At 61.4% G+C, this 25,694-nt stretch carries 35 protein-coding genes; 29 read left to right on the top strand and 6 right to left on the bottom strand.

All coding sequences use genetic code 11. The annotated features are described in order from the left end of the window. Window positions 1-8 precede the first annotated feature (8 nt). The 6 genes from rpsS to rpsQ are packed head-to-tail and all read left to right on the top strand — an operon-like array spanning window position 9 to window position 2,333. Window positions 9-287, top strand: a complete 279-nt coding sequence (gene rpsS, locus HMPREF3009_RS05675) for a 30S ribosomal protein S19 (RefSeq protein WP_010189646.1) — start codon at window positions 9-11, stop codon at window positions 285-287. Window positions 288-290: 3 nt separating this feature from the next. Continuing rightward, window positions 291-653, top strand: coding sequence for a 50S ribosomal protein L22 (gene rplV / locus HMPREF3009_RS05670; RefSeq protein ID WP_010189645.1), 363 nt, complete (start codon window positions 291-293; stop codon window positions 651-653). Beyond that, entirely contained in the window at window positions 653-1,399 is a 747-nt protein-coding gene (gene rpsC / locus HMPREF3009_RS05665; RefSeq protein WP_070680598.1) for a 30S ribosomal protein S3, read from the top strand. The genes rplV and rpsC overlap by 1 nt, the downstream gene beginning before the upstream one ends. A gap of 3 nt (window positions 1,400-1,402) precedes the next feature. Next, window positions 1,403-1,819, top strand: coding sequence for a 50S ribosomal protein L16 (rplP, locus tag HMPREF3009_RS05660; protein ID WP_010189643.1), 417 nt, complete (start codon window positions 1,403-1,405; stop codon window positions 1,817-1,819). Continuing rightward, the gene (gene rpmC, locus HMPREF3009_RS05655) at window positions 1,819-2,049 is read left to right on the top strand and encodes a 50S ribosomal protein L29 (RefSeq protein WP_010189642.1); all 231 of its coding nucleotides are present in this window, start codon (window positions 1,819-1,821) and stop codon (window positions 2,047-2,049) included. The genes rplP and rpmC overlap by 1 nt, the downstream gene beginning before the upstream one ends. 2 nt (window positions 2,050-2,051) lie before the next feature. Beyond that, window positions 2,052-2,333, top strand: a complete 282-nt coding sequence (gene rpsQ / locus HMPREF3009_RS05650) for a 30S ribosomal protein S17 (RefSeq protein ID WP_010189641.1) — start codon at window positions 2,052-2,054, stop codon at window positions 2,331-2,333. A 91-nt stretch (window positions 2,334-2,424) separates the two neighbouring features. Here the strand turns inward: rpsQ and HMPREF3009_RS05645 are convergent, their stop codons facing one another. Beyond that, window positions 2,425-2,817 carry a hypothetical protein gene (locus HMPREF3009_RS05645; RefSeq protein WP_070680595.1) on the bottom strand — a complete coding sequence of 131 codons (393 nt, stop codon included), beginning with the start codon at window positions 2,815-2,817 and terminating at the stop codon, window positions 2,425-2,427. Then, a complete protein-coding gene (locus HMPREF3009_RS05640; protein ID WP_070680622.1) occupies window positions 2,814-3,689 on the bottom strand; it encodes a carbohydrate kinase family protein in 876 nt (291 codons plus the stop codon). The genes HMPREF3009_RS05645 and HMPREF3009_RS05640 overlap by 4 nt, the downstream gene beginning before the upstream one ends. A gap of 21 nt (window positions 3,690-3,710) precedes the next feature. Here HMPREF3009_RS05640 and HMPREF3009_RS05635 point away from each other — a divergent pair, with 21 nt between their 5' ends. From HMPREF3009_RS05635 to HMPREF3009_RS05610, 6 genes are all read left to right on the top strand, one after another. Beyond that, window positions 3,711-5,009 (top strand): glycoside hydrolase family 32 protein, encoded by a 1,299-nt coding sequence (locus tag HMPREF3009_RS05635; RefSeq protein WP_070680592.1) that lies wholly within the window; start codon window positions 3,711-3,713, stop codon window positions 5,007-5,009. 109 nt (window positions 5,010-5,118) lie between these two features. Further along, the gene (locus tag HMPREF3009_RS05630; protein WP_070680590.1) at window positions 5,119-7,122 is read left to right on the top strand and encodes a sucrose-specific PTS transporter subunit IIBC; all 2,004 of its coding nucleotides are present in this window, start codon (window positions 5,119-5,121) and stop codon (window positions 7,120-7,122) included. A 411-nt stretch (window positions 7,123-7,533) separates the two neighbouring features. Beyond that, window positions 7,534-7,902 (top strand): 50S ribosomal protein L14, encoded by a 369-nt coding sequence (gene rplN / locus HMPREF3009_RS05625; RefSeq protein ID WP_046648472.1) that lies wholly within the window; start codon window positions 7,534-7,536, stop codon window positions 7,900-7,902. 4 nt (window positions 7,903-7,906) lie between these two features. Beyond that, the gene (gene rplX / locus HMPREF3009_RS05620) at window positions 7,907-8,221 is read left to right on the top strand and encodes a 50S ribosomal protein L24 (RefSeq protein WP_005527724.1); all 315 of its coding nucleotides are present in this window, start codon (window positions 7,907-7,909) and stop codon (window positions 8,219-8,221) included. A gap of 1 nt (window position 8,222) precedes the next feature. Beyond that, window positions 8,223-8,774, top strand: coding sequence for a 50S ribosomal protein L5 (gene rplE, locus HMPREF3009_RS05615; RefSeq protein ID WP_046648471.1), 552 nt, complete (start codon window positions 8,223-8,225; stop codon window positions 8,772-8,774). A gap of 211 nt (window positions 8,775-8,985) precedes the next feature. Continuing rightward, entirely contained in the window at window positions 8,986-9,771 is a 786-nt protein-coding gene (locus tag HMPREF3009_RS05610) for a formate/nitrite transporter family protein (protein WP_070511317.1), read from the top strand. Here the strand turns inward: HMPREF3009_RS05610 and fdhD are convergent. Continuing rightward, a complete protein-coding gene (fdhD, locus tag HMPREF3009_RS05605) occupies window positions 9,740-10,591 on the bottom strand; it encodes a formate dehydrogenase accessory sulfurtransferase FdhD (RefSeq protein ID WP_070680587.1) in 852 nt (283 codons plus the stop codon). The two genes, HMPREF3009_RS05610 and fdhD, sit on opposite strands and share 32 nt — an antisense overlap. After that, window positions 10,588-10,836, bottom strand: coding sequence for a DUF6457 domain-containing protein (locus HMPREF3009_RS05600; protein ID WP_070680584.1), 249 nt, complete (start codon window positions 10,834-10,836; stop codon window positions 10,588-10,590). The genes fdhD and HMPREF3009_RS05600 overlap by 4 nt, the downstream gene beginning before the upstream one ends. 311 nt (window positions 10,837-11,147) lie before the next feature. Here HMPREF3009_RS05600 and rpsH point away from each other — a divergent pair, with 311 nt between their 5' ends. From rpsH to rplO, 6 genes are read left to right on the top strand one after another with little or no spacing between them, the layout of a single operon-like run. After that, window positions 11,148-11,531, top strand: coding sequence for a 30S ribosomal protein S8 (gene rpsH, locus HMPREF3009_RS05595; protein ID WP_049157329.1), 384 nt, complete (start codon window positions 11,148-11,150; stop codon window positions 11,529-11,531). Window positions 11,532-11,545: 14 nt separating this feature from the next. Further along, entirely contained in the window at window positions 11,546-12,082 is a 537-nt protein-coding gene (gene rplF, locus HMPREF3009_RS05590; protein ID WP_049157327.1) for a 50S ribosomal protein L6, read from the top strand. 3 nt (window positions 12,083-12,085) lie between these two features. Further along, the gene (gene rplR / locus HMPREF3009_RS05585; RefSeq protein ID WP_046648465.1) at window positions 12,086-12,487 is read left to right on the top strand and encodes a 50S ribosomal protein L18; all 402 of its coding nucleotides are present in this window, start codon (window positions 12,086-12,088) and stop codon (window positions 12,485-12,487) included. 40 nt (window positions 12,488-12,527) lie between these two features. Next, a complete protein-coding gene (gene rpsE, locus HMPREF3009_RS05580) occupies window positions 12,528-13,154 on the top strand; it encodes a 30S ribosomal protein S5 (protein WP_046648464.1) in 627 nt (208 codons plus the stop codon). Window positions 13,155-13,157: 3 nt separating this feature from the next. After that, window positions 13,158-13,343, top strand: a complete 186-nt coding sequence (rpmD, locus tag HMPREF3009_RS05575) for a 50S ribosomal protein L30 (protein ID WP_010189565.1) — start codon at window positions 13,158-13,160, stop codon at window positions 13,341-13,343. A gap of 3 nt (window positions 13,344-13,346) precedes the next feature. Further along, window positions 13,347-13,796: a 50S ribosomal protein L15 gene (rplO, locus tag HMPREF3009_RS05570; protein ID WP_049157326.1), complete on the top strand. Its 450-nt coding sequence runs from the start codon at window positions 13,347-13,349 to the stop codon at window positions 13,794-13,796. 414 nt (window positions 13,797-14,210) lie between these two features. On the opposite strand, the gene HMPREF3009_RS05565 is transcribed toward rplO, so the two are convergent. After that, window positions 14,211-15,692: an FAD-binding oxidoreductase gene (locus HMPREF3009_RS05565; RefSeq protein ID WP_070680581.1), complete on the bottom strand. Its 1,482-nt coding sequence runs from the start codon at window positions 15,690-15,692 to the stop codon at window positions 14,211-14,213. Window positions 15,693-15,708: 16 nt separating this feature from the next. Continuing rightward, window positions 15,709-17,016: a class I SAM-dependent methyltransferase gene (locus HMPREF3009_RS05560; RefSeq protein ID WP_070680576.1), complete on the bottom strand. Its 1,308-nt coding sequence runs from the start codon at window positions 17,014-17,016 to the stop codon at window positions 15,709-15,711. 381 nt (window positions 17,017-17,397) lie between these two features. Here HMPREF3009_RS05560 and secY point away from each other — a divergent pair, with 381 nt between their 5' ends. The 11 genes from secY to truA all read left to right on the top strand — a co-directional run bounded on the left by secY (window position 17,398) and on the right by truA (window position 25,685). Continuing rightward, the gene (gene secY, locus HMPREF3009_RS05555; protein WP_046648460.1) at window positions 17,398-18,723 is read left to right on the top strand and encodes a preprotein translocase subunit SecY; all 1,326 of its coding nucleotides are present in this window, start codon (window positions 17,398-17,400) and stop codon (window positions 18,721-18,723) included. Next, window positions 18,723-19,268 carry an adenylate kinase gene (locus tag HMPREF3009_RS05550; RefSeq protein ID WP_046648459.1) on the top strand — a complete coding sequence of 182 codons (546 nt, stop codon included), beginning with the start codon at window positions 18,723-18,725 and terminating at the stop codon, window positions 19,266-19,268. Before secY ends, HMPREF3009_RS05550 begins: the two co-directional genes overlap by 1 nt. A 15-nt stretch (window positions 19,269-19,283) precedes the next feature. Continuing rightward, complete coding sequence (gene map, locus HMPREF3009_RS05545; RefSeq protein ID WP_049156995.1) at window positions 19,284-20,078, top strand: type I methionyl aminopeptidase; 795 nt, start codon at window positions 19,284-19,286, stop codon at window positions 20,076-20,078. Between the two features lie 51 nt (window positions 20,079-20,129). Then, on the top strand, window positions 20,130-20,921 hold the full coding sequence (locus tag HMPREF3009_RS05540) for a L,D-transpeptidase (protein WP_070511331.1): 792 nt from the start codon (window positions 20,130-20,132) through the stop codon (window positions 20,919-20,921). A 226-nt stretch (window positions 20,922-21,147) separates the two neighbouring features. Next, window positions 21,148-21,366 (top strand): translation initiation factor IF-1, encoded by a 219-nt coding sequence (gene infA, locus HMPREF3009_RS05535; RefSeq protein ID WP_003854422.1) that lies wholly within the window; start codon window positions 21,148-21,150, stop codon window positions 21,364-21,366. 187 nt (window positions 21,367-21,553) lie between these two features. Then, window positions 21,554-21,922, top strand: coding sequence for a 30S ribosomal protein S13 (gene rpsM, locus HMPREF3009_RS05530; protein WP_039673764.1), 369 nt, complete (start codon window positions 21,554-21,556; stop codon window positions 21,920-21,922). A 3-nt stretch (window positions 21,923-21,925) separates the two neighbouring features. Beyond that, window positions 21,926-22,330 carry a 30S ribosomal protein S11 gene (gene rpsK, locus HMPREF3009_RS05525; protein WP_010189540.1) on the top strand — a complete coding sequence of 135 codons (405 nt, stop codon included), beginning with the start codon at window positions 21,926-21,928 and terminating at the stop codon, window positions 22,328-22,330. A 21-nt stretch (window positions 22,331-22,351) separates the two neighbouring features. Then, window positions 22,352-22,957, top strand: a complete 606-nt coding sequence (rpsD, locus tag HMPREF3009_RS05520) for a 30S ribosomal protein S4 (RefSeq protein WP_010189536.1) — start codon at window positions 22,352-22,354, stop codon at window positions 22,955-22,957. Window positions 22,958-23,026: 69 nt separating this feature from the next. After that, a complete protein-coding gene (locus tag HMPREF3009_RS05515; protein WP_010189530.1) occupies window positions 23,027-24,037 on the top strand; it encodes a DNA-directed RNA polymerase subunit alpha in 1,011 nt (336 codons plus the stop codon). 79 nt (window positions 24,038-24,116) lie between these two features. Continuing rightward, window positions 24,117-24,605: a 50S ribosomal protein L17 gene (gene rplQ / locus HMPREF3009_RS05510; protein ID WP_070680573.1), complete on the top strand. Its 489-nt coding sequence runs from the start codon at window positions 24,117-24,119 to the stop codon at window positions 24,603-24,605. A gap of 219 nt (window positions 24,606-24,824) precedes the next feature. Then, window positions 24,825-25,685, top strand: a complete 861-nt coding sequence (gene truA / locus HMPREF3009_RS05505) for a tRNA pseudouridine(38-40) synthase TruA (RefSeq protein WP_070680571.1) — start codon at window positions 24,825-24,827, stop codon at window positions 25,683-25,685. Window positions 25,686-25,694 lie beyond the last annotated feature (9 nt).

Below are 25,694 nucleotides of genomic sequence, written 5' to 3'. Positions count from 1 at the left end.
GGTAAACAATGCCACGCAGCCTTAAGAAGGGCCCGTTCGTCGATGAGCACCTCCTCAACAAGGTTGATGCTCAGAACGAGGCCGGCACCAAGCAGGTCATCAAGACCTGGTCTCGCCGCTCCACCATCCTGCCCGACTTCATCGGTCACACCTTCGCCGTCCACGACGGTCGTAAGCATGTCCCGGTGTTCGTCGAGGACTCCATGGTTGGTCACAAGCTCGGTGAGTTCGCACCCACCAAGACCTTTAAGGGTCACGTTAAGGACGACAAGAAGGGACGTCGATAAGCGATGAGTGACACCATCACCTCCGCATCCGCAACGGCTCGCTACGTCCGCGTTACCCCGATGAAGGCACGCCGCGTCATCGACCTGGTCCGCGGTAAGTCCGTAGCCGAGGCACTTGCAATCCTGAAGTACGCTCCGCAGGGCGCCGCTGAGCCGGTTGCCAAGGTTGTTGCATCCGCAGCTGCCAACGCTGAGAACAACTTCGGTCTGGATCCGCGCACCCTGGTCATCTCCGAGGCATACGCCAACGAGGGTCCGACCATGCGTCGTTTCCAGCCGCGCGCACAGGGCCGCGCATTCATGATTCGTAAGCGCACCAGCCACATCACCGTGGTTGTCGAGAGCCAGAAGGAAGGGGCCAAGTAATGGGCCAGAAGATCCATCCTCACGGCCTACGTTTGGGCATCACTTCCGACTGGAAGACCCACTGGTACGCCGATAAGGACTACGCAAATTACGTAGCCGAAGACATCAAGATCCGCGAGTACCTGGAGAAGGGCCTCGACCGCGCCGGCATCGCCGACGTCGTCATCGAGCGCACTCGCGACCGCGTCCGCGTGGACATCCACACCGCCCGCCCGGGCATCGTGATTGGCCGCCGCGGTGCTGAGGCTGACCGCATCCGCCGCGAGCTGGAGAAGCTCACCGGCAAGATGGTCGCCCTCAACATTCTCGAGGTCAAGCAGGTCGACGCCAACGCAACCCTGGTTGCGCAGTCCATCGCTGAGCAGCTGGTGAACCGCGTGGCTTTCCGCCGCGCAATGCGCAAGGCCATCCAGTCCGCTATGCGCCAGCCGCAGGTTAAGGGTATTAAGATCCTCCTGGCTGGTCGTCTGGGCGGCGCTGAGATGTCCCGCACCGAGCGCTACCACGAGGGTCGCGTTCCGCTGCACACCCTTCGCGCCGAGATCGACTACGGCACCGCAGAGGCCCACACCACCTTCGGCCGCATTGGCATCAAGGTGTGGATCTACAAGGGTGACGTTGTCGGTGGCGTCCGCGAGTCCGAACTGAACGCTCCGGCGCAGGGCCGTGGCCGCGGCGACCGCAACGGTCGTCCGCGTCGTGGTGGCCAGCGTCGCCAGCGCGCACAGCAGAAGCAGGAGGGCTAATCCATGCTGATTCCTAAGCGCGTCAAGTACCGTCGTCAGCACCGCCCGACCCGCTCGGGTGTGTCCAAGGGCGGTAACCGCATCAACTTCGGTGACTACGCCATCCAGGCTCTCGAGCCGGCGTACATCACCAACCGCCAGATTGAGGCCGCACGTATTGCCATCAACCGCCACGTCAAGCGTGGTGGCAAGGTGTGGATCAACATCTTCCCGGACCGTCCGTTGACCCAGAAGCCGCTCGGCGTGCGTATGGGTTCCGGTAAGGGTCCCGTCGAGAAGTGGGTTGCCAACGTTAAGCCGGGCCGCATCCTCTTCGAGATGACCTACCCGAACGAGGCTACTGCCATCGAGGCTCTGCGCCGCGCTGGCCAGAAGCTTCCGTGCAAGGTCCGCATCATCAAGAAGGAGGACCAGTTCTAATGGCTACCGGTACCCCCGCCCACGAGTTCCGTGAGCTCGACAACGCTGAGCTGGAGAACCGCCTGAAGGATGCGAAGGAAGAGCTCTTCAACCTTCGTTTCCAGAAGGCCACCGGCCAGCTGACCAACAACCGCCGCATCGGCACGGTTAAGCGCGACATTGCCCGCATCTACACCGTTCTGCGCGAGCGCGAGCTGGGCCTGTCCGTTGCTCCGGGAGCTGAGGCTTAATCATGAGTGAGGCAAACGTGAACACTAAGAAGGAAAAGGGCGCTCGCAAGACCCGCACCGGCATCGTTGTCTCCGACAAGATGAATAAGACCATCGTTGTCGAGCTCGAAGACCGCAAGCAGCACGCCCTCTACGGCAAGATCATGCGCACTAACAAGAAGGTTAAGGCGCACGACGAGAACGAGACCGCCGGCATCGGCGACCGCGTTCTCATCGCCGAGACTCGCCCGCTGTCCAAGGACAAGCACTTCCGTCTCGTCGAGATCGTGGAGAAGGCTAAGTAAAATCTAGCCCTCTTCTACGTGAATAGCCCCCACGGTTATCGTGGGGGCTATTTTTGATCCTGCACGGCGCTCTTCTCCGAGACCAGATCCTCTAGCGCTCGCCGCGGTGTGTGAGCGCAATGGCAAGGCAAAACGCACTGAGCACCGCGCCGACCGCGAGAAGGAACGTGCCGATGCGGTAGGGCGTAGTGCTGGTCACGTCGATGGTGTTAAAGATCTGAACCCAGACCAACCAGCCTGCGATGAGCGTGCCCGCCCCGAGGGCGGTGAGCGCGCGCAGGCCGCGGGTGGGGCGTTGGGTGGGGGAGAAGGCGTGGTAGGAGGCGTCGATAAGCGCTAGCACGGCAAGGATGACCGATGTCCAGGCCGCGACGGGCACCGGGAGCAGGGCCGAGGTGCCGAAGAATACCGGCAGGAGGAAACATATCGCGACGAGAACGAGGAGAACCGCGTTCAACACCGCCGCGCGCAGGGGATAGTTCACAGCCGCGCCTCTACTTCGGTGCGTGTGGGCGGCTGGGCGCCGGTGCGTGAGACCGTGATCGCAGCGGCAGCCGCCGCAAACTGCAGGATCTCGCGCCAGTCTTCGGCGCTGAGCTCGGCTGCAGTCCCGTCCCGTTCAGCCAGAAGCGTCAGGAGTGCAGCCATCACCGTGTCGCCCGCGCCGATGGTGTCCGCCACCTCGACGTTCACCGGCGGGACCTCCAATGACACCGACGCCGTGCGTACGCTCAGCCCGTCCGCCCCGCGCGTGGTGACCACCACCGGTACCTGCTCCAGTGCCCCAGCCCCAAGGAAATCAACCTCTTCTTCACTGAGCTTCAGCAGCGTGACGTGGGGAAGCAGACTCAGCAGGAACTCGCGGTGCTCCGCAGTGGCGAAGAAGGGCCGGATATTCGGGTCCAGCGCCACCTTCGTCCCGCGCGCAGCCAAGTCCTTGAGAAGCGCGGCATAGCGCGAGGCGCCCGGCTCCAGCGCTAGGGAGACGGTGCCGAAGCAGGCCCAGGGGACGTCGGCAAGCGCGGGCTCTACGAAGCGGTCGGCAGTACCCTCCGTGTAAAAGGAATAGGTGGCCGAGCCGTCGTCGGCGATGTTGCACACCGCCAGCGTGGTGGGTTCATCACCGCGCTGCACGAGGGAGGTGTCCACGCCCTCCTCGGTGAGACGTTCCACCAGCGCACAGCCGAATGCATCCTTCGATAGACGGGACTGAAAACCCACGTCAGCGCCCAAACGCCCGGCTGCCACCGCCACGTTGAAGGGGCCGCCACCCAACGCCGGTTGGAGATCAGCCAGCTGCCCGCGGCCACGCGGCACAAGATCAACGAGGCCTTCGCCACACACCATAATGTCCATAGAGCCCATACTATCGAGGGCATGAACTACCGTCCGCTTTTTCATCTCTCCCCGCCCTCCGGCCGCTTGAATGACCCGAACGGAATCTTCCTCGATGGCGATACGCTGCACGTCTACTACCAGCACGACCCGTGCTTCCCACACGCTAAGAAACAAACGGGGTGGGGGCACGCAGTAGCATCGCTGAGCGCCGCGCAACCGTGGCGGCACTACCCGGACGCGCTGTTTCCCATCCGTGAGCATGACGCCCACGGCTGCTACTCGGGCGGCGCAGTGGTCGACGGCCAAGATATTTGGCTGTTCTATACCGGCAACCTCAAGCGCGATGGCGTACGGATTCCCTCGCAGAACCGCGTGCGCGCGGTAGAGCCTTCAGGCCCGGCAGGTGGTTTCTACGAACACGACCCGGCCAACCCACTCATCAATGGGCCCGCGGAGGGGTTCACGGGACACTACCGGGATCCCCAGATCACCCGTGATGATGCGGGCTGGCGCATGGTGCTCGGCGCGCAAGCGGAGGATGAAACGGGGCACGTGGTGCTCTACCGCTCCACGGACTTGGCGCACTGGTCCTTTGAAGGCGCGCTCACGTTCGATACCAGCCAGGCCGAGCCGGGCCTGAGCCCTGACCTCGTGCCGGGCGGCTACATGTGGGAATGCCCCAACCTTCTGACGCTGCGTGACCGCGCTACGGGCGAGGACAAGGACGTCCTGGTCATCTGCCCGCAAGGTCTCGAGCCGGTGCTTGCCGACGGCTCCACGCACTACGCTTCCTCCGACCAGTGCGGCTACCTCGTGGGCCGACTCGATGGCACGGTCTTCCACGTGGAGCGTGGTTTCAGTGAGCTGGACTATGGCCACCAGTTCTACGCGCCACAGGTGGTGGAGAAGGACGGCGAAGCCATCATGCTGGGGTGGATGGGCTTGCCGGCGCAGGATGACACCCCGACTGTGAAAGAAGGGTGGGTCCACACGCTCACTCTGCCGCGGCGCGTGTGGTTGGAGGATGGCTGGCTGCGCCAGGCTCCGGTCTGGGAGCTGCCGGAAAGCGACTCGGTTGCAACGCTTCAGGCAGGCGAGGGCACGTACGCGCTTGTCGACGACTCCGGGGCCGAAGCCTTCCGCGTCACCTACGGCGGGGGAGAACTCTGCTTGGCTTGCGGCGGTGATGAGCGCGTCGTGCCGTGTCCGGCTGGTTCCCTGGAACTCATCGCGGATGGCTGCGCGGTGGAGGTCTTTGCGGGCGATGGGCGGATTGCGGGGGCGTCGGCGGTTTTTGGTGCCAGCGGCGCTCGCTGGAAGGGCTGGGAAGCCCGATAGGGTGTGAATCTTCCTATATTTGTGCCCGAATGCTTGGCTTTCTGTGGGGTGGCGTGTCTAATGGAAGGTGACACTACATAATTCATCTCACTCTAGGAGGCACGGCGGCATGGATCACTCACAAGTCGCGGAGCGAATCCTGAAAGCCATCGGCGGCGAAGACAACATCGTGGCGCTCGCGCACTGCGCCACCCGCCTGCGCATGGTGCTCAAAGACAGCAAGAAGGTCGACAAGGCTGCGCTGGAAAACGATCCGGACCTCAAGGGCATCTTTGAGGCCGGCGGTATGTTCCAGGTCATCGTTGGCCCGGGCGATGTCAACATCGTCTTCGACCAGCTCAACAAGATAACCACCCAGGACATCGCGGTCTCCACGGACAAGCTCAAGGACATTGCCGCCGATTCCGGCAACTGGTTCTCCCGCGCGGTGAAGGTCCTCGCGGATATCTTCGTGCCGCTCATCCCGATTCTGGTCGGTGGCGGTCTGCTCATGGCGCTCAATAACGTGCTCACCGTCAACGGCCTCTTCGGTGAGCAGTCCGTTATTGAGATGTTCCCGGCTATGGCCGATGTTGCCGGGCTTATCAACCTCTTGGCCTCCGCGCCGTTTGCGTTCTTGCCTATTTTGGTGGGCTTTACCGCCACCAAGCGTTTTGGCGGCAACGAGTTCCTCGGCGCCGGCATGGCTATGGCGATGGTGATGCCGGACTTGGTCAACGGTTACCAGGTAGCCGCGACCATCGAAGCAGGGGAGATGCCCTATTGGAACATCTTCGGCCTCGACGTGGCCCAAGCCGGCTACCAAGGTTCCATCCTGCCCATTCTGGTCATCGCCTGGATTCTTGCCACGATTGAGAAGTTCCTGCACAAGCACCTCAAGGGCACGGTGGACTTCCTGCTTACCCCGCTGCTGACGTTGCTGGTGACGGGCTTCATCACCTTTATTGCGGTGGGTCCGGTGCTGCGCACCGCTGGCGACATGCTCGGTGCTGGCCTGAATGACCTCTACACGTTCGCCGGCCCGGTGGGCGGCTTCATCTTTGGTCTGTTCTACTCGCCGATTGTCATCACGGGTCTGCACCAGTCCTTCCCGCCGATCGAGACCATGCTGTGGAACGAGGGCGGCTCCTTCATCTTTGCGGTGGCTTCCGTGGCCAACATTGCCCAGGGTGGCGTGGCCCTGGCGGTCTACTTCCTGACCCGCTCTGAGAAGCTCAAGGGCCTGTCTGGTGCCTCGGGCGTATCCGCACTCTTCGGCATTACCGAGCCCGCCATCTTCGGTGTGAACCTGCGACTGCGCTGGCCGTTCTACATCGGTATGGGCGCGTCCGCGATTGCTGCGACGCTCATTGCGCTTTTCGACGTCAAAGCCACCGCCCTCGGCGCCGCCGGCTTCATCGGCTTCGTGTCCATGCGCCCCGAGGACTACACGCAGTTCTTCATCTGCGCCTTTACCTCTTTGCTCCTTTCCTTCGGCGTGGCCTTTGCCTATGGCCGTTACCTGATTGCCAAGAACGGTTCCATCGACCCGGATGAGACCGGTGCTGCCACTGGTGCCGGCGGCGCTGTGCCTGCTGCCACCGCGGACCCGAACGCCTATCGCGTGGCCTCCCCGCTGGCTGGTACTGCTATCGCTTTGGAGTCGGTCTCGGATCCGATGTTCGCGGCGGGCAAGCTGGGCGCTGGCGCGGCCGTCGAACCCTCCGAGGGGCGCCTTGTCTCCCCGATCGACGGCAAGGTCACCGTCACCTTCCCCTCCAAACACGCGTATGCCGTGCGCGGCAAGGACGCCGACGGCAACAACGTGGACATCCTCATGCACATCGGCTTCGATACCGTGAACCTGAAGGGCGAACACTTCACCTCGCACGTCTCCAAGGGCGATGAGGTGAAGGCTGGTGACCTGCTGTGCGAGTTCGATATCGAGGCCATCAAGGCCGCCGACTACCCGGTGACCACGCCGGTCGTCGTGTCTAACTCGAAGAAGACGGGTCCGGTCCTCCCGGCCTATGCCACGGGCGAGGAGATCTCCTTCGGCGATGAGCTTCTGACGGTGGACCCGAAGCCGGAACCGGCTGATGCTGCAACTGCCGCATCAGCCTCCAAGGCCTAGGGGTGCTTCAGTGGACAAGGCCTAGGGGCCCGTCCGCCGCTTCCATAAGTGCAGACCTGGAAGTGCAGACACGCTGGTCGTCGCCAAGCACTGCGCGTGCGCTTCACGACGCCACGCAGCACCTCTGCACTTTGAGGTCTGCACATTTGGGTTTGAGGGGATGAGAAGTGTCGTAGGTCGGGTAAGTGGTGCAGCGCGCGATTTGGGGAAACGGCGGCGAGCATGCTTGAATGTATGGGTTGCATATGGCCGGTCGGTGCAGCGCGATGCGTTTCCGAATCGCCGCACCGAGACCCTTCGACCGCTGTGAACAGCGAGTTCGTCGCACAGCCTGTGCCACGTAAGCAAGTAGACCAGGTGTGTCAAGGACGGAAATCTTGACGCACGTTAATCCAGGTCAGGAGACCCATAGTGATTCAGCAAGAATCGCGTCTGCGCGTCGCCGACAACTCCGGTGCACGAGAGATCCTCGTCATCCGCGTTCTCGGCGGCTCCGTTCGACGTTTCGCTGGCATTGGTGACATTGTCGTCGCCACTGTCAAGGAAGCCATCCCGGGTGGCAACGTAAAGGAAGGCGATGTCGTCAAGGCCGTCATCGTCCGTGCCAAGAAGGAGACCCGTCGTCCGGACGGCTCCTACATCGCATTCGATGAAAACGCCGCAGTTATTCTCAAGGGTGACAACGAGCCGCGCGGTACCCGCATCTTCGGCCCGGTTGCTCGCGAACTTCGTGACAAGCGCTTCATGAAGATCGTTTCTCTCGCACCGGAGGTGATCTAATCTTATGAAGATTCATAAGGGCGATATGGTGATTGTTATTTCGGGCCCGGACAAGGGCGCGAAGGGCAAGGTCATCGAGGCATACCCGAAGCGCGACAAGGTCCTCGTTGAGGGCGTCAACCGCGTTAAGAAGCACGTTGCTAACTCCGCTACCGAGCGTGGCGCCGAGTCCGGCGGAATCGTTACCCAGGAAGCTCCGATCCACGTGTCCAACGTTGCGATCGTTGACTCCGAGGGCAACCCGACCCGCGTGGGCTACCGTTTCGACGAAAACGGCAAGAAGGTCCGCATCGCACGTAGCAACGGGAAGGACATCTAACATGAGCGAGAACTACACTCCGCGTCTGAAGACCCGCTACCGCGAGGAAATCAAGAAGGCTCTGAACGAAGAGTTCAAGTACGACAATGTGATGCAGATTCCGGGCGTCACCAAGGTCGTTGTCAACATGGGTGTGGGCGACGCTGCCCGCGACTCCAAGATGATCAACGGTGCTCTCGAGGACCTTACCGCTATCACCGGCCAGAAGCCGCAGGTACGCCGCGCTAAGAAGTCCATCGCTAACTTCAAGCTCCGTGAGGGCATGCCCATCGGTGCACGCGTTACCCTGCGCGGCGACCGTATGTGGGAGTTCCTGGACCGCCTGCTGACCATCGCGCTGCCGCGTATTCGCGACTTCCGCGGTCTCTCCGACCAGCAGTTCGACGGCCACGGCAACTACACCTTCGGCCTCACCGAGCAGACCATGTTCTACGAGATCGACATCGACAAGGTGGACCGCCCGCGTGGTATGGACATCACCGTCGTGACCTCCGCTACCAACGACGAGGAGGGCCGCAAGCTCCTGCGCGAGCTCGGCTTCCCGTTCAAGTAACGTAGCGAATTCTTCCGCCTAATACATAGGTGAAGAGCATCCCCGGTACTCCGTAAGGAGGCCGGGGATTTTTGCGCTTGCATGCCTTTTGGGTCAGGACGGAGATATTGCGTTCTAGGGGCAAGGCAGAGTCATCGCTTCCTATGAGGTTCGAACAAGCGGGGAGTAAACTACTGGCGTCTGCGAACTAACGATTCCCCTGAGGTGAATGATGTCCCTGAATGATGCTTCGGCAGCCGCGGTAAAGAAAAAGGTTGCGTTGCTCGACGAGTCCTTTGGCCGGTTCGCTGTGCGCTCCACCCTGGCGGGTGTGTACCTCGCCATCGGTACGGCGTTTGCTGCGGTGATGGGGATGGGAGTCGAGAAGCATGTGGAAGGCCTGGGCTCGCTGGTCTTTGCCTGCCTGTTCGGCTTGGGCCTTTTTGCCATCGTCCTTCTTGGCGCGGAGCTGGCTACCGGCAACATGATGTACATGGTCTATGGTGCCGTGACTAAGCAGGTGGGTTGGGGCAAGGGCCTGTGGCTGCTCGTGGTGACGACGCTGTTCAACCTGGTTGGTGCCGCCTTGTTCGCTGCGGCCATGGGAATGTCCGCCAAGCTGGGCGGAATCGATCCGAACCATCTCATTGCCAACCTCGCGATGGGCAAGCTCATCAAGGGCCCCGGCGGACTGCTGGTGGAGGCCATGCTGGCCAACTTCGTGGTCAACATGGCTATCGTCGGCGCGGTCTTTGCCAAGGATGTGGTGTCCAAGTTCTTCGTCATCGTGCCGATCATCGCCTGCTTTGTGGGCCTGGGCCTGGAGCACGTTATCGCCAACTTCTGCCTGATGACCTTGACCTTCTTCTGTGCGAGCCCGCTGCCTGAGGGGTTTACTCTCGGTGCGGTGCTGGCCAACTGGTCCATCGTGTGGGTGGGAAACCTTATTGGCGGCGGCTTCCTGATTGGCGGCGTGTATGCCTGGCTTAACTCTGGCCCGGAAGCGTACCGCGATTAAGTTCGCCCGAGTAGAGGTTGAAGCGGTCGCCGCGCGCGAAGCCAACCAGCGCCATGCCGGTCTCCCGGGCGGTTTCCACGGCTAGGGAGGAAGCGGCGGAGACCGCAACGAGCATGCCGAAGCCGGCCATGGCAGCTTTGTTGACCAGCTCGAAGCTCGCACGCGAGCTCATCACCAGGATGAGGTCGGAGGCGGGGAGCATGCCTTCCATGAGCAGGTGGCCAATGACCTTGTCGGCCGCGTTGTGGCGGCCCACGTCCTCGCGGACGACGACGGGCTCGCCGTCGAGAGTAAAGGCCCCAGCGGCGTGAATGCCGCCGGTCTTGCGGAACTGTTTCTGCTCCCGCTTGAGGGCCTCGGGCAGCTTGGCGACGATCCCCGGATCCACCGGCACCCGCGGAATCTCGTAGCGGCTCTGCTTCATCAGCGCCTCGATGGAGGAGGTGCCGCACACCCCGCAGGCGGATGTGGTGGTGGTCAGGCGCAGATCAGCCAGCGTGATGGCGTGCGGGTTAGCCAGCTCCACATCGAGCAGATTATAGGGGTTGCGCCCGTCCACCGAGGCGCCAGCGCAATAGCGGGCCTCCCGGACATCGCTGACCTTCTCGATGTGTCCTTCGGAATGAAGAAAACCATGCGCTAGCTCGACGTCGTGTCCCGGCGTGCGCATCGTCGTCGTCAGCGTCTGCCCGCCCACGCGGATCTCCAGCGGCTCTTCGCCGGCGACGGTATCGCCGCGGGTATCGATCTGGGTGACCTGCCCGTTCTCATCGAGGCGCACCTTGGTTACGGCAAAGGTGGCGTTGATGCGCCCGCTCATCGGTTAAGGGCCCCCTTCAATGTGGCGATGTGAGCGCGGGCCTCCTCTGTGTCCTTAGACGCTAGGCCCACCAGGTAGGCCGTTAGGGGAGCGGCTGGCCGGGATTGGGTATGCGCGACGTCCTTAGTCAGATCGAGGAGTTCTCTGACCAAGGCGGTGGCGTCGGCCGAGGAGACGTCGACAAGCTCGGCAGCCTCCTCAAGCCACTGGTGTGCCGTGCGGATGGGGTCTTGTTCTTCACTCATGACTTCCCATGCTAACGCGTTTTGGAAAACAGCATGTCAGCGGGTAGAGTAAGCCGACGGACTTGCATTTTCCCACTCCTGCGCCGCGAAAACAGCGCAGGAGGTGCGGAAACGTGCCAAGCCGGAAGAATTGAACATATCTACTTTGTTGTAGGCCCCTCGCCGTAGATAGCGGACCGTTGTCTGTATCAAAGGGTGGCGAGCGCCTCGCGGTATTGACCGCGGGGAGCGTGAGTAGCCCGAAATCACACGGAAAACGCTTTGGTGAGCTTTTACGGGAACCGCAACGAGAAAGGTTACAGGTCACTCATATGACTATGACTGATCCTATTGCCGACATGCTGTCGCGCGTGCGCAACGCATCTAATGCGCACCACGACGTCGTGTCGATGCCGACCTCCAAGATCAAGGCCAACATCGCTGAGATCTTGAAGCAGGAAGGCTACATCGCTGACTACTCCGTCGAGGGCCACGAGCTGACCCTCGAGCTTAAGTACAACAACCGTGAGCGTTCCCTCTCGGGTCTGCGTCGCGTGTCTAAGCCGGGTCTGCGTGTGTACGCAAAGTCCACCGAACTGCCGCAGGTTCTGGGCGGCCTGGGCGTGGCCATCATTTCCACGTCTCAGGGTCTGCTTACCGACCGTCAGGCTCAGGAGAAGGGTGTAGGCGGAGAAGTTCTCGCCTACGTCTGGTAAGGGAGGATTGACACATGTCTCGTATCGGTCTAGCACCTATCGCCGTCCCGAAGGGCGTCGAGATCACCATCAACGGCCAGGTTGTCAACGTTAAGGGTTCCAAGGGCACCCTCGAGGTTGAGCTGCCGGAGCCGATCACCGCAGCCGTCGAGGACGATGAGATCAAGGTCTCCCGTCCGGATGACGACCGCAAGAACCGCGCCCTGCACGGTCTATCCCGCTCCCTGGTCAACAACGCCGTTGTTGGCGTGACCGAGGGCTACACCAAGAAGATGGAAATCTTCGGTGTCGGTTACCGTGTCCAGCAGAAGGGCAAGGACCTGGAGTTTTCTCTGGGCTACTCCCACCCGATCCTCATCGAGGCTCCGGAGGGCATCACCTTCGCTGTGGATGGCGCAACCAAGCTCTCCGTATCTGGTATTGACAAGCAACTGGTTGGACAGGTCGCCGCGTACATCCGCCGCCTGCGTAAGGACGATCCTTACAAGGGCAAGGGTATTCGCTACGACGGCGAGCAGGTCCGCCGCAAGGTCGGAAAGACGGGTAAGTAAGCAATGGCTAACACTGAAAACGCAAAGCGCACCCCGGTTGGCAAGGACATTTCCTCGCGTCGTCGTGAAGCACGCGCGCGCCGCCACTTCCGCATCCGTAAGACCCTCCGCGGCACCCCTGAGGCACCGCGTCTGGTCGTTCACCGCTCCTCCCGCCACATGCACGTCCAGGTCATCGACGACCTGGCCGGCCACACCCTGGCTGCAGCTTCCTCCATGGAAGCCGACGTGCGTGCACTCGAGGGCGATAAGAAGGCCAAGGCTGCCAAGGTAGGCCAGCTCATCGCTGAGCGCGCCAAGGCTGCTGGCATCGAGCAGGTCGTCTTCGACCGTGCAGGCTACAAGTACCACGGCCGCGTTGCTGCGCTGGCCGACGCCGCTCGCGAAGGTGGTCTGCAGTTCTAATGATTAAGGCATACGGAAACATCAACGGAAGGAACGCCTAATGTCGGACCGTGAACAGCGTGACGGCGGACGCTCCGCCGAGAACAACAACGACCGCAAGGGTCGCAACAACGGCCGTCGTAACGACCGCCGCAACCAGCAGGACAACGAGCGCGATAAGTACATCGAGCGCGTTGTGACCATCAACCGCGTCGCTAAGACCGTTAAGGGTGGCCGCAACATGTCCTTCACCGCTCTCGTCGTCGTTGGCGACGGCCAGGGCATGGTGGGCGTCGGCTACGGCAAGGCCAAGGAAGTCCCGGCCGCAATCCAGAAGGGTGCAGAAGAGGCTCGCAAGAACTTCTTCCGCGTTCCGATGATTGCTGGCACCATTACCCACCCGGTTGAGGGTCGCGACGCAGCTGGCATCGTCATGATGAAGCCGGCCGCTCCGGGTACCGGTGTCATCGCCGGCGGTGCTGCTCGTCCGGTGCTTGAGTGCGCTGGCGTGCAGGACATTCTGTCGAAGTCCCTGGGCTCCGACAACGCTCTCAACGTCGTCCGCGCTACCGTGGACGGCCTCAAGCAGCTGGTTCGTCCGGAGGAAGTTGCCGCACGTCGTGGCAAGTCCCTCGAGGACGTCGCACCGGCCCAGATGCTGCGCAAGCGCGCAGGTCAGGAGGCATAAGCAATGGCTCTGAAGATTACTCAGGTAAAGGGCCTTGTGGGCACCAAGCCGAACCACCGCGCAAACATGGAGTCGCTTGGTCTCAAGCGCATCGGTCACTCTGTAGTTAAGCAGGACACCCCGATCATCCGCGGTATGGTTCACAAGGTGCGTCACCTGGTCACCGTCGAAGAAGTGGCAGGGGAGTAAACTATGGCTGATATCATCAAGCTCCACGACCTGCGCCCGGCCGCAGGATCCAACAAGCCCAAGACCCGCGTCGGCCGCGGTGAGGCATCCAAGGGTAAGACCGCTGGTCGCGGTACCAAGGGCACCGGAGCTCGTAAGCAGGTACCAGCTGCTTTCGAGGGTGGCCAGATGCCGATCCACATGCGTCTGCCGAAGCTCAAGGGCTTCAAGAACCCGAACCACGTTGAGTACCAGGTAGTCAACGTTGCAGACCTCGCAGAGGCTTTCGCTAACGGTGGCGACGTCACCGTTGCGGACATCGTCGCTGCTGGCCTGGTTCGCAAGAACCAGCCGGTCAAGGTTCTGGGCAACGGCGACATCAACGTTAAGTTGAACGTCACCGCTGACAAGTTCTCCAAGTCTGCTGTCGAGAAGATCGAGGCTGCTGGCGGCACCGCCACCGCAACCAAGTAATTCTCTTACAGGCTCTGTGAGAGCCACTGCCCTCCCGGGCGCCACCTTTCGGTGGCCTTCGGGAGGGCTTCTGGCGTTTTTGGTCCTGGCCTAGGACACAAAGGGTATTAGTACCATTTGAAAGGCACCTTATGGCTTCAGTGTTATGCGATGACCTGGGGATTTACCCAGCGAGCCCCGCAAAAGGCATTAGTACCTTTTGAGGGGAACCTTATGGTCCAGATGTTATGCGATGACCAGGGCTTTGGCTGCGGGAGGCCCGCAAAAGGCATCTCTCAAAAGGTATTAATGCCTTTTGAGAGGAACCTTATGGTGAGAAACTTATGCGGGCCTAGTTGGTTGCATAAGGCGCGGCGGTGATGCTGAGGCACAGTATGCCGTGGTGATGCTGAGGCACAGCGTGCGGTGGGGCCGTTAGGCGTCGTTGACCGTCTTCTCGTAGAGGCCCGGGAAGCGATCATCAGGGTCGGTCACGGCCTTGATGCGCTCCGGCAGGTCGCCGCCGTAGAGCTCGGCAAATTCTTCGGGGGAGTAGAAGGCCTCTGAGTACAGGGATTTATGTCCGCCGAGTTCGCTGACCTTGGCCTCGATGAGGCGGTTAAAGGCGCCATTGCCAGGGGCCGAGGGATCGACGTGATTGCCCTCCACGCCGGACCAAAAACCGACGTTGATCCAGGTCTGTCCTGGGCGCAGGGGGTATAACGGCCACGGGGCCGGGGAATCGGCGGCAAGCGAGCCGGTGCCGATGAGGTCCTCCACGCCCTCGCGCAGCCGAATCGGACAGAGCCACACCGGTTGGATATCGGAGGCTTGGAAGAACCAATCCAAGAATTTCGGCAGATTGTCCGGTGTGACCTCGATGTCCTGGACCACGCGCTCGCCGCGGGGCAGACCCTTCGGCTTCTTGATGAACTTGTATTCCAGCTCGTACTTGCGGTCTAGGCGCACGAGCTTCCAGTAGAAGGAACTACGACGCAGCTGTCGCGGCCACACCTTGCGCACGCGCGGATTCTGCGCGCCGAACGCGCGGGAGCACCAGAACCAATCCGTATCCCAGCGCCAGATGTAGTCGCGCACCGTGAGGCGGTCGCGGCGGATCCCGCTCTGGTGCTGGAGGCTGCGATAAAAGATTTTCTCCCGCGTGTAATCCGAGGTTGGCCCTTCCTCATCCGTAAAACGAGCCATGACGAGGTATGACTCCTCCGGTGAGAAGACCACGCCATCGAGGCCGTGGACCTCGACGTCGTCGTAGGTGCGGGTGCGGGAGACGTCGTCAAGCGCGTGCGTGAGTGAGTTGAGGTCGTTGAAGCGCACCTGACGCAGCTCCACGTAAGGCTTGACCGCGCGCAGCTCAATCTTGAGGCGCACCGCATAGCCTAGAGAGCCGTAGGAGTTGGGGAAGAGGCGGAAGAGATCGACGTTCTCCTCGCGCGAGCACGTCACAATATCCCCGGTGCCGGTCAGGATATCCATCTCCAGGACGGATTCGTGGGGAAGGCCGTCGCGGAAGCTCGTGGACTCGACTCCCATGCCCGTCACCGCACCGCCGAGCGTAATGGTCTTGAGCTGCGGCACCACGAAGGGCATGAGCCCGTGCGGCAAGGTGGCGTCGACAAGGTCCTCGTAGGTGCACATGCCCTGGACCTCGGCGGTCTGCACAATCGGATCGACCTCAATGCCCCCACCCAGGCCGGACACATCGAGGCCCGCCTGCTGCTCGCTGCGCCCGCGGAAGAGGTTCGAGGTCTTCTTCGCCAAACGTACGCGCTTATCCTTCGGCACCGCGTGGAAGCTACGCAGGAGCTTGTCGACGCCCTCCTCATGCGCCTTCCAGCCCACCGGCGGGACTTCGATTGCGTCGACGCTGCGATGATTGCGGATGAGATCGATCAACATAGAACTCCTTCAAGATTTAGAAGCGCGAATCTTCCCACCAGCGGCGCTCGGGCACGCCGGCGCGGGAGCCAGCATCGCCCAGTTTGACGCCCAAGAAGTGGTACAGGTTGATGATGTTGTGCTCAAAGCCCCACTCGGAGCCGGCCATGTAGATGGCCCACAGGCGGGCAGTGGGAAGGCCCACCAGCGAGCAGGCCTCCTCCCAAGTCTCCTTGAGGTTCTCGCACCAATCATGCAGCGTGCGCATGTAGTCGAAGCGAAGGGATTCCGTGTGGACAACTTCGAATCCGGCATCCTGCATGCACTTGGTGATGGTGCCGGAGCCGGAGAGCTCGCCGTCGGGGAAGATATAGCGGTCGATGAACCCACCCTTCGGCGTTTTATGGTTATCCGGGTAGGTGATGCAGTGGTTGAGCATCACACCACCTGGCTTGAGCTTTCCGTGGAGGAAGCTGAAGAAGCTGGGATAGTTCTTGACACCGATATGCTCGAGCAGCCCGATGGCGGAGATGGCGTCGAAGCCTTCCTCGGTGACGTCGCGGTAATCCAGGAAGCGGATCTCCGCGAGATCTTCTAGGCCCTCCTCCTTGATCTTGGCCTGGCCCCACTCTGCCTGTTCCTTGGAGAGGGTGACTCCCAAGGACTTCACGCCGCGCTTGGCCGCGTAGCGCACCATGCCGCCCCAGCCGCAGCCGACGTCCAAGTGGCGGTCGCCTTCCTTGAGCCGCAGCTTGTCGAAGATGAGGCGGTACTTGTTTTCCTGGGCCTCGTCGAGCGTGGCGTCAGGGGAGGGGTAGTAGGCGCAGGTGTACGTCATCGAGTCGCCGAGGAAGAGCTCGTAGAAGTCGTTGCCCACGTCATAGTGATCGGAGATGACTTCTGCGTCGCGCTCCTTGGAGTGTTTGGACAGCCCCTCATGGAGCTTGCGGCGCAGCCACGAGGCACGCTCGACATCCGGGACCGGCTGGATTTGAAAAGCGCCCATCGAAGCCAAGGAACGCGCGACGCGGGCAAGGGTTTTCGCGTCCGGGCGGGAGAACTTGTCATACATTGCGTGCAAGGCGTCGAAGATGCCGTAGGGGTGTGCCGGGTGTTCCCCCTCGACGGTGATTCCGTCGGTGACGTAGGCGCGGGCGAAGCCTACATCGCCCGGGTGTGTGGCGATGTAGGCCAGACCCTGCAGGTTATTAATTTTGACGGTGAACTGCGCGTCGGCTGGGCCGGTTGCGGAACCGTCGAAAGCTTGCCAGCGGAAGGGGTTGGGGCTGGGAACGAAGGTATCGATGATCTCAGCCACGGTCATTGGGGAGAATCGCTTACTCATAAAACTACATACTACTTTCGGATTAAGGTTAGGCAGATAGAAGACGGCCATACTCTGTGGCGCCCCGGGGCGCCGCTTGAGAGGTCGAAAAGACGTAGAAATGTTGTAAGGACATTGCCTTAGGGCAACGCGGTCCATGGTAGGCCTCATGCGTCGATGGCGCTAAGGGGGAAACTAATCCGAGAAGGATAAGCCTGGTTTTCGCGGGGCCAATGTGGCGAAAGGGGGCGGGGCTGGTAGGGTAATGGGGTCAAAACTGTCCAAGCGTTCCTATGAAGGACCTTAAGAAGGTTCTTAACTTTTGGGAACAGATGAGATCCACCCCCGTGCGCGGCGAATTCGAACCGCACAGCAAGCGCGGTAGGCCAGGAGGATTGAGTAGTGTCCGCCATTTTGCAGGCTTTCAAAGATGCCGACCTGCGGAAGAAAATCATCTTCACGCTCGTGATGATTATTCTCTACCGCGTTGGCGCGCAGATCCCGTCGCCGGGCGTTGATTACGCCACCATCGCCGGTCGCCTTCGTGACCTTACGGAGGAGTCCGGAAACCTGTACTCGGTGATCAACCTGTTCTCCGGTGGTGCGCTGCTGCAGCTGTCGATCTTCGCCATCGGCATCATGCCGTACATTACGGCGTCCATTATCGTGCAGCTGCTCACCGTGGTTATTCCGCACTTCGAGCAGTTGAAGAAGGAGGGTCAGTCCGGTCAGGCGAAGATGACGCAATACACGCGTTACCTCACCCTTGCGCTGGCCCTGCTGCAGTCCGCGGGCATCGTGGCCTTGGCGGACCGCGAGCAGCTCCTGGGCCAGGGCGTGCGCGTCTTGGCGGAGGACCGCAACTTCTTCACCCTCGTCGTGCTCGTTATCACCATGACTTCTGGTGCAATCCTGGTGATGTGGATGGGTGAGCTGATTACGGAGAAGGGAATCGGCAACGGCATGTCGCTGCTGATTTTCGCCGGTATTGCTACCCGCCTTCCTACCGACGGCGTCAACATCTTCCAGAACAATGGTGGTCTGGTCTTCGCCATGGTTCTCACGGGCCTCATCGTTCTCGTCGCGGGCATTACCTTCATCGAGCAGGGTCAGCGCCGTATCCCGGTGCAGTACGCAAAGCGCATGGTGGGCCGCCGCCAGTACGGTGGCTCTTCCACCTACCTGCCGCTCAAGGTCAACCAGGCCGGCGTTATCCCGGTCATCTTCGCCTCCTCGCTGATCTACATGCCGGTGCTCATCACCCAGATCGTCAACTCCGGCTCCCCGGGTGTCTCCGATAACTGGTGGCAGCGCAACGTCATTGCTCACCTGCAAGCACCGAGCTCCTGGCAGTACATCGTCCTCTACTTTGTGCTCACCATCTTCTTCTCCTACTTCTACGTATCGGTTCAGTACGACCCTGCGGAACAAGCCGACAACATGAAGAAGTATGGTGGATTCATCCCGGGTATCCGCCCGGGCCGACCGACCGCCGAGTACCTAGGCTTCGTGATGAACCGCCTGCTGTTCGTCGGTTCGATCTACCTGGCGCTCATCGCTGTTCTGCCGAATATCCTCTTGGACCTCGGCGTGGGCACTGCAGGTGCCAGCGGCACCTCCGCCTTCGGTGGTACCGCCATCCTCATTATGGTCTCGGTTGCCTTGACTACGGTCAAGCAAATCGAGTCCCAGCTTCTACAATCCAACTACGAAGGACTGCTTAAGTAATGCGTTACGTACTCCTTGGCCCTCCCGGTGCCGGCAAGGGCACCCAAGCCGCCCTCCTCAGCGAGAAGCTCGGCGTTCCGCACATCTCCACCGGTGACCTCTTCCGCGCCAACATTGGTGAGGGCACCCCGCTTGGTGTAGAAGCCAAGTCCTACATCGATGCCGGCAAGCTGGTGCCGACTGACGTCACCGCCCGCATGGTAGAGGACCGCCTTAACCAGGATGACGCCAAGGAAGGTTTCCTCCTTGACGGCTTCCCGCGCACCGTGGAGCAGGCCGACATCCTGGCGAAGCTCCTTGACGACAAGGGCCTCAAGCTGGATGGCGTGTTGAACTTTGAGGTGTCCGAGGACGTCGTCGTCGAGCGCATGCTCGCCCGCGGTCGTGCAGACGACACCGAGGAGACCATCCGCACCCGCCTGGGCGTGTACCGCGAGGAGACCTTCCCGCTTATTGAGCACTACGGCGATGCCATCATCTCCGTGAAGGCTGAGGGTTCCGTTGAGGAGATCAACGAGCGCACCCTGAAGGCCATGGGCAAGTAATCTGCCTTTTAAGCCATGGCTTTTCGACGACGCACTAAAACCATCCCCGCCCGCACCCCAGGCGAGCTCGATGCCATGCAGGCGGCCGGCGAGATCGTCGGCCGCGCCCTGCAGGCGGTACGCGCTGCCGCAGCGGTGGGCGTGAGCACTCTGGAACTCGATGAGGTGGCCGAGCAGACCATCCGCGATGCCGGTGCCGTGCCCACCTTCAAAGGCTACGGCGGGTTCCCGGGTTCCATCTGCGCTTCCGTCAACGACGTCATCGTCCACGGCATCCCCAGCAAGGAAATGCTGCTGGCTGAGGGGGACCTTGTTTCCATCGACTGCGGTGCCACTCTCGACGGCTGGGTGGGGGATAGTGCGTGGACGTTTGGCGTCGGTAAGCCCAGCGCCGAAGCGCAGGCGCTGAGCGACGCCACCGAATGGGTCCTCCACGAGGGCCTCAAGGCGATGGTTCCGGGCAACCGGCTGACCGACGTCTCCGCTGCCCTCGAGCAGGCGACTTACCGCGCCGAGGATAAATTCGGCGTCGAGCTCTTTATCGTCGATGGCTACGGCGGCCACGGCATCGGCCGAGAGATGCACGAGGAGCCCTACCTGGCCAACGAAGGCAAGGCAGGGCGCGGTCCCCTCATCCAGGAAGGTTCCGTGTTGGCCATCGAGCCGATGCTGACCCTGGGTACTGAGGACAGCGAGGTCTTAGAGGATGACTGGACCGTGGTAACCCTCGATGGCTCGTGGTCGGCGCACTGGGAGCACACCGTCGCGGCGACGGAGAATGGTCCCCGAATCCTGACCCCGCGCTACTAAAACACGTCTTTCGGGTAGGAAATCATGGTCGGAAGGTTTATACTTCTTGCCATGTCTAAAATTCGCTCCCGCGCTGGTGCTCGCTCCCTACGCCGAGCCACCGCAATCGGCCTTCTGACCGCTACTCTCTCGGTCGCCCCGGCCGCACATGCACAGACGGTCCCCTCTATTGATTCCCTGTCCTCCAACGTCCAGTCCCAGCTTGATGAGTTCGCTGGCCAGACCCGTGAGAACGCGTGGGCTAGCCGCAACCAAATGCTGGAAGCGCTGCAGAATGTTAACCCGCAGGCAGTCGATGCTCTTCGCCCAGTAATCGATGGCGCTATTGAGCTCGTCTTCCCGGGCCTCATCGAGCAGAAGAACGCGGAGATTCGCGCTGCTCGTGAAGCTGAGGAGCGCGCCCACGCTGAGCAGATTGCTCGCGAGAAGGCCGCCGCTGAGGAAGCCGCGCGCAAGGCTGAGGCTGAGCGTCAGGCGCAGCGCTTCGATGTTGGCCCGTGCCCGGCAGATGCGCGTATCTGCGTGGACCGCGATGGCCGCCGTACCTGGCTGCAGGACGGCAACGGCAACGTCACCTACGTTGCGCAGGGCATGTCCACCGGTAAGCCGGGTGAGGAAACCCCGGCCGGCACGTACTACATCAACCGTAAGGTGAAGGACGAGATCTCGTGGGAATTCGGTAACGCACCGATGCCTTACGCAATGTACTTCACGAACAACGGCCACGCCTTCCACGAGGGCTCCCCGGCCTACCAGTCCAATGGCTGCGTGCGCCTGACCCACCAGGATGCCGTGCGCTACTGGAATGATGTGCCGATGGGCTCCAAGGTCTTCATCTACTAGGACGTAGCGGTGGGCAAGCCACCGCTAGACACCATTTGCCTCCCGCGCTTTAGTGCGACGGGAGGTTTCTGTATTTGGAAAACCCGTTCTCGCAGCGTATGCTTTAGTGCTGGTGTCTGTACGCAGCCGGATTGGCTGCTGAGGACACCAGGCAGTAGACACCAAACATGCAGGTGGAGGCGTCGCCAAGCGTGGCGAAAAGAACTCCATCAGAAAAGTAGAGGTTATGGCTAAGGAAGGCGCAATCGAGGTTGAGGGTCGCATCGTCGAACCCCTGCCCAACGCAATGTTCCGCGTCGAGCTCGACAACGGGCACAAGGTTCTTGCCCACATCTCGGGCAAGATGCGTCAGCACTACATCCGCATCCTCCCAGAGGATCGCGTTGTTGTGGAGCTGTCTCCTTATGACCTGACCCGCGGACGCATCGTCTACCGCTACAAGTAAAGACTGTAAGCCTCCTCACCCACGGGACGCGCCCTTCGTGCGTCCTTTTTACCTCAGGCTGCGATGGCCTGAGCCCACGCTGCTAAGCATGCCCACAGTTTCCCCGGCACGGCCCGGGTCGAAGCGTATGCGTGGCGGGGGACGGATGAGGAGAAAACCATCGTAACAACCCGAAAGGACTAGCCATATGGCACGTCTAGCTGGTGTTGACCTCCCGCGCAACAAGCGCATGGAGGTTGCTCTCACCTACATCTACGGCATCGGGCCTTCCCGTGCCAAGGAACTGCTGGAAAAGACCGGCATTTCTCCCGACCTGCGCACCGACAACCTCGACGACGATCAGCTGTCGGCGCTGCGTGACGTCATTGAAGCTACCTGGAAGGTCGAGGGTGACCTCCGCCGCCAGGTTCAGGCTGACATTCGTCGCAAGATTGAAATCGGTTGCTACCAGGGCATCCGCCACCGCCGTGGTCTGCCCGTTCGTGGTCAGCGCACCAAGACCAACGCTCGTACGCGCAAGGGTCCGAAGAAGACGATCGCAGGAAAGAAGAAGTAAAACATGCCACCCAAGACTCGTTCCGGCGCGCGCCGTGGTGGTCGTCGCGTCGTAAAGAAGAACGTGGCCGCTGGCCACGCATACATCAAGTCCACCTTCAACAACACCATCGTGTCCATCACGGACCCGCACGGTGCTGTCATCTCCTGGGCATCCTCCGGCCACGTCGGCTTCAAGGGTTCCCGTAAGTCCACCCCGTTCGCAGCGCAGATGGCTGCTGAGAACGCGGCCCGCAAGGCCATGGACCACGGTATGAAGAAGGTTGACGTTTTCGTCAAGGGTCCGGGCTCCGGCCGCGAGACCGCCATCCGTTCCCTGCAGGCTGCAGGCCTCGAGGTTTCCTCGATCACGGATGCCACCCCACAGCCGCACAACGGCTGCCGTCCGACCAAGCGCCGCAAGGTTTAAGGGAAAGGAAGAGGTAAGAAAATGGCTCGTTATACTGGCCCCGCTACCCGCGTATCCCGCCGTCTGCGCGTCGACCTGGTCGGCGGCGACATGGCATTTGAGCGTCGCCCGTACCCTCCGGGACAGGCTGGCCGCAACCGCATCAAGGAATCTGAGTACCTGCTGCAGCTCCAGGAGAAGCAGAAGGCCAAGTACACCTACGGTGTGCTGGAGCGTCAGTTCCGCCGCTACTACGCCGAGGCTAACCGCCTTCCGGGCAAGACCGGTGACAACCTCGTCGTTTTGCTCGAGTCCCGTCTCGACAACGTGATCTACCGCGCAGGTCTGGCCAACACCCGCCGCCAGGCTCGCCAGCTTGTCTCCCACGGTCACTTCACCGTGAACGGCAAGAAGATCAACGTTCCTTCCTTCCGCGTTACGCAGTACGACATCATCGATGTTCGTGAGCGTTCCCAGAAGATGGAATGGTTCGAAGAGGCTCAGGACCGCCTGGTTGACGCCAACGTTCCGGCGTGGCTGCAGGTCGTTCCGGACACCCTGCGCATCCTCGTGCACCAGCTGCCCGAGCGCGCTCAGATCGACGTTCCGCTGCAGGAGCAGCTCATCGTCGAGCTTTACTCGAAGTAATCCTTCGACACTTTCATCTTTACCCCTTCTACCGGCGTCAAATAGCGGGCGCCGACAAGGAGAAACTCCATGCTTATTTCCCAGCGTCCTCAGCTCACCGAGGAATTCATCGACTCGTCTCGCTCCAAGTTCGTTATCGAGCCGCTCGAGCCGGGCTTCGGTTACACCCTCGGTAACTCGCTTCGTCGCACGCTGCTTTCGTCCATCCCGGGCGCGGCAGTAACCTCCATCAAGATTGACGGTGTGCTCCACGAGTTCACCACCATCAATGGTGTGAAGGAAGACGTTTCCGAAATCATCCTTAACGTCAAGGGTCTGGTTCTGTCTTCCGACTCCGACGAGCCGGTGGTCATGTACCTGAGCAAGGAAGGCCCGGGTGAGGTCACTGCAGGCGATATCCAGCCGCCGGCCGGCGTGGAGATCCACAACTCGGATCTGCACATCGCATCGCTGAATGAGTCCGCCAAGCTGGAGATGGAACTCGTCGTCGAGCGCGGCCGTGGCTACGTCCCGGCTGCCGCCACCTCGGGAGAAATCGGCCGCATTCCGGTCGACCAGATTTACTCCCCGGTGCTGAAGGTCTCTTACAAGGTCGAAGCTACTCGTGTTGAGCAGCGCACAGACTTTGACAAGCTGATCATCGACGTCGAGACTAAGAACTCGATTTCCGCACGCGACGCCCTGGCTTCCGCCGGCGGCACCCTGGTCGAGCTCTTCGGCCTGGCTCGCGAGCTGAACACCGCTGCTGAGGGCATTGAGATTGGCCCGTCCCCGCAGGAGACGGAGTACATCGCCGCCTACAGCATGCCGATCGAGGATCTGAACTTCTCCGTCCGCTCCTACAACTGCCTGAAGCGTCAGGAGATCCACACCGTCGGTGAGCTCGCTGAGTGCACCGAATCGGACCTGCTGGATATCCGCAACTTCGGTCAGAAGTCGATCAACGAGGTAAAGATCAAGCTGGCTAACTTGGGCTTGGCCCTCAAGGACACCCCTGAGGACTTCGACCCGACCCAGCTCGAAGGCTACGACGCAGAGACCGGCGACTTCAAGGACCCGGCTTCCGACGATTCCGAGTAAAGAATTCCACTGAATCGTGACGGCGCGGCTTTTTGCGCCCCGTCGCGCGCTCAATTAATCCGCACACGAGGAGTACATAATGCCTACCCCCAAGAAGGGTCCGCGTCTCGGCGGCTCCGCCAGCCAGCAGAAGCACCTGCTGAGCAACATGGCAGCGAGCCTGTTCGAGCACGGCGCAATCAAGACCACCGACGCTAAGGCGAAGCTGCTTCGTCCTTACGCCGAGAAGATCATCACCAAGGCGAAGGCCGGCACCGTTGCTGACCGTCGCGCAGTTCTCAAGCTCATCCCGCACAAGGATGTTGTTGCCTACCTCTTCGACGAGCTGGCACCGAAGTTTGAGAACCGTGAGGGTGGCTACACCCGCATCATCAAGCTGGACAACCGCTCCGGCGACAACGCCCCGATGTCCCAGATCTCCCTCGTTCTCGAGGAGACCGTGACCTCTGAGGCTAACCGCGCTACCCGCGCTGCTGCTTCCAAGCAGGCCGAGGAAGCTAAGGCTGAAGAGGCTGAGGTTGAGTCCGCTGAGGCTACCGAGGCTGAGGAGACCACCGAGGAGAAGTAATTCTTCTGAGGTCTAGGCAAGGCCCGCGCTCACCACTGTGGTGGGGTGCGGGCCTTTGTCGTTTTCTACGGGCCACGCGCAGAGAGGGGAGCCGTGTTGGGGGTGTACCGTTTTAACAAATAAGGGTCCAAAAATTCCACTTTTCAGGCCACTATTTGTTAAAACGGACCACGGACGCAGTCCCCACGGCACGTCGAGCGCACGGTATCATCAACCCCCATGAGTGAAAGCGTTCGTCTGCGATTGGACTTGGCCTATGACGGCACTGACTTCCACGGGTGGGCCCGGCAGAAGGACGGCCTTCGCACGGTGCAGCAGACCATCGAGGAGAAGCTGGCTATGGTCTTGCGCCACCCGGTGGAGCTCACGGTGGCTGGGCGCACCGACGCGGGCGTGCATGCCAGCGGTCAGGTGGCGCACTTTGACACCACCCACGCCGCACTAAGTCAGCGCAGCATCGATGGCGATCCCGCCAAACTGGTCCGGCGCTTGGCCAAGCTGCTGCCGGTCGACGTCCGCGTGCACGCCTGCACCGAGGTGTCGCACGATTTCGACGCACGTTTTTCCGCCCTGCGCCGCCATTACGTCTACCGCATCACCACTCATCCGCGCGGCGCGCTGCCGACCCGCGCTCGGGACACCGCAACGTGGCTCAAGCCGGTGGACCTGGACCTAATGCAGGCCGCCGCCGATCAGTTGGTGGGTCTCAACGATTTCGTGGCCTTCTGCAAGGCCAAGCCACACGCCACGACCATCCGCGAGTTGCTCGCCTTCGAGTGGAAGGACGTCTCAACGCCCGCAGAACCGAAGCTTTATGAGGCACACGTTAGCGCCGATGCCTTCTGTTGGTCCATGGTGCGCTGCCTCGTGGGATGCTGCCTGCGAGTGGGCGAAGGTTCCCGCGATGTGGAGTTCGCGGCCCAGATGCTTCAGGAAACCAGCAGGTCCTCCCAGATTCCCCTCGCCCCGGCCGCGGGGCTGAGCCTGGTTGGCGTGGACTATCCCGACGCAGACCAATTGGCTGCACGCGCGAAGATGACTCGCAGCCGTCGCGCTGCGGAAAACACGGAGTTGGGTTAATCTAGACCC

Source organism: Corynebacterium sp. HMSC034H07, assembly GCF_001815175.1.
Taxonomy (GTDB): domain Bacteria; phylum Actinomycetota; class Actinomycetes; order Mycobacteriales; family Mycobacteriaceae; genus Corynebacterium; species Corynebacterium hiratae.
This window is presented reverse-complemented; position numbering and strand designations above follow the sequence as displayed.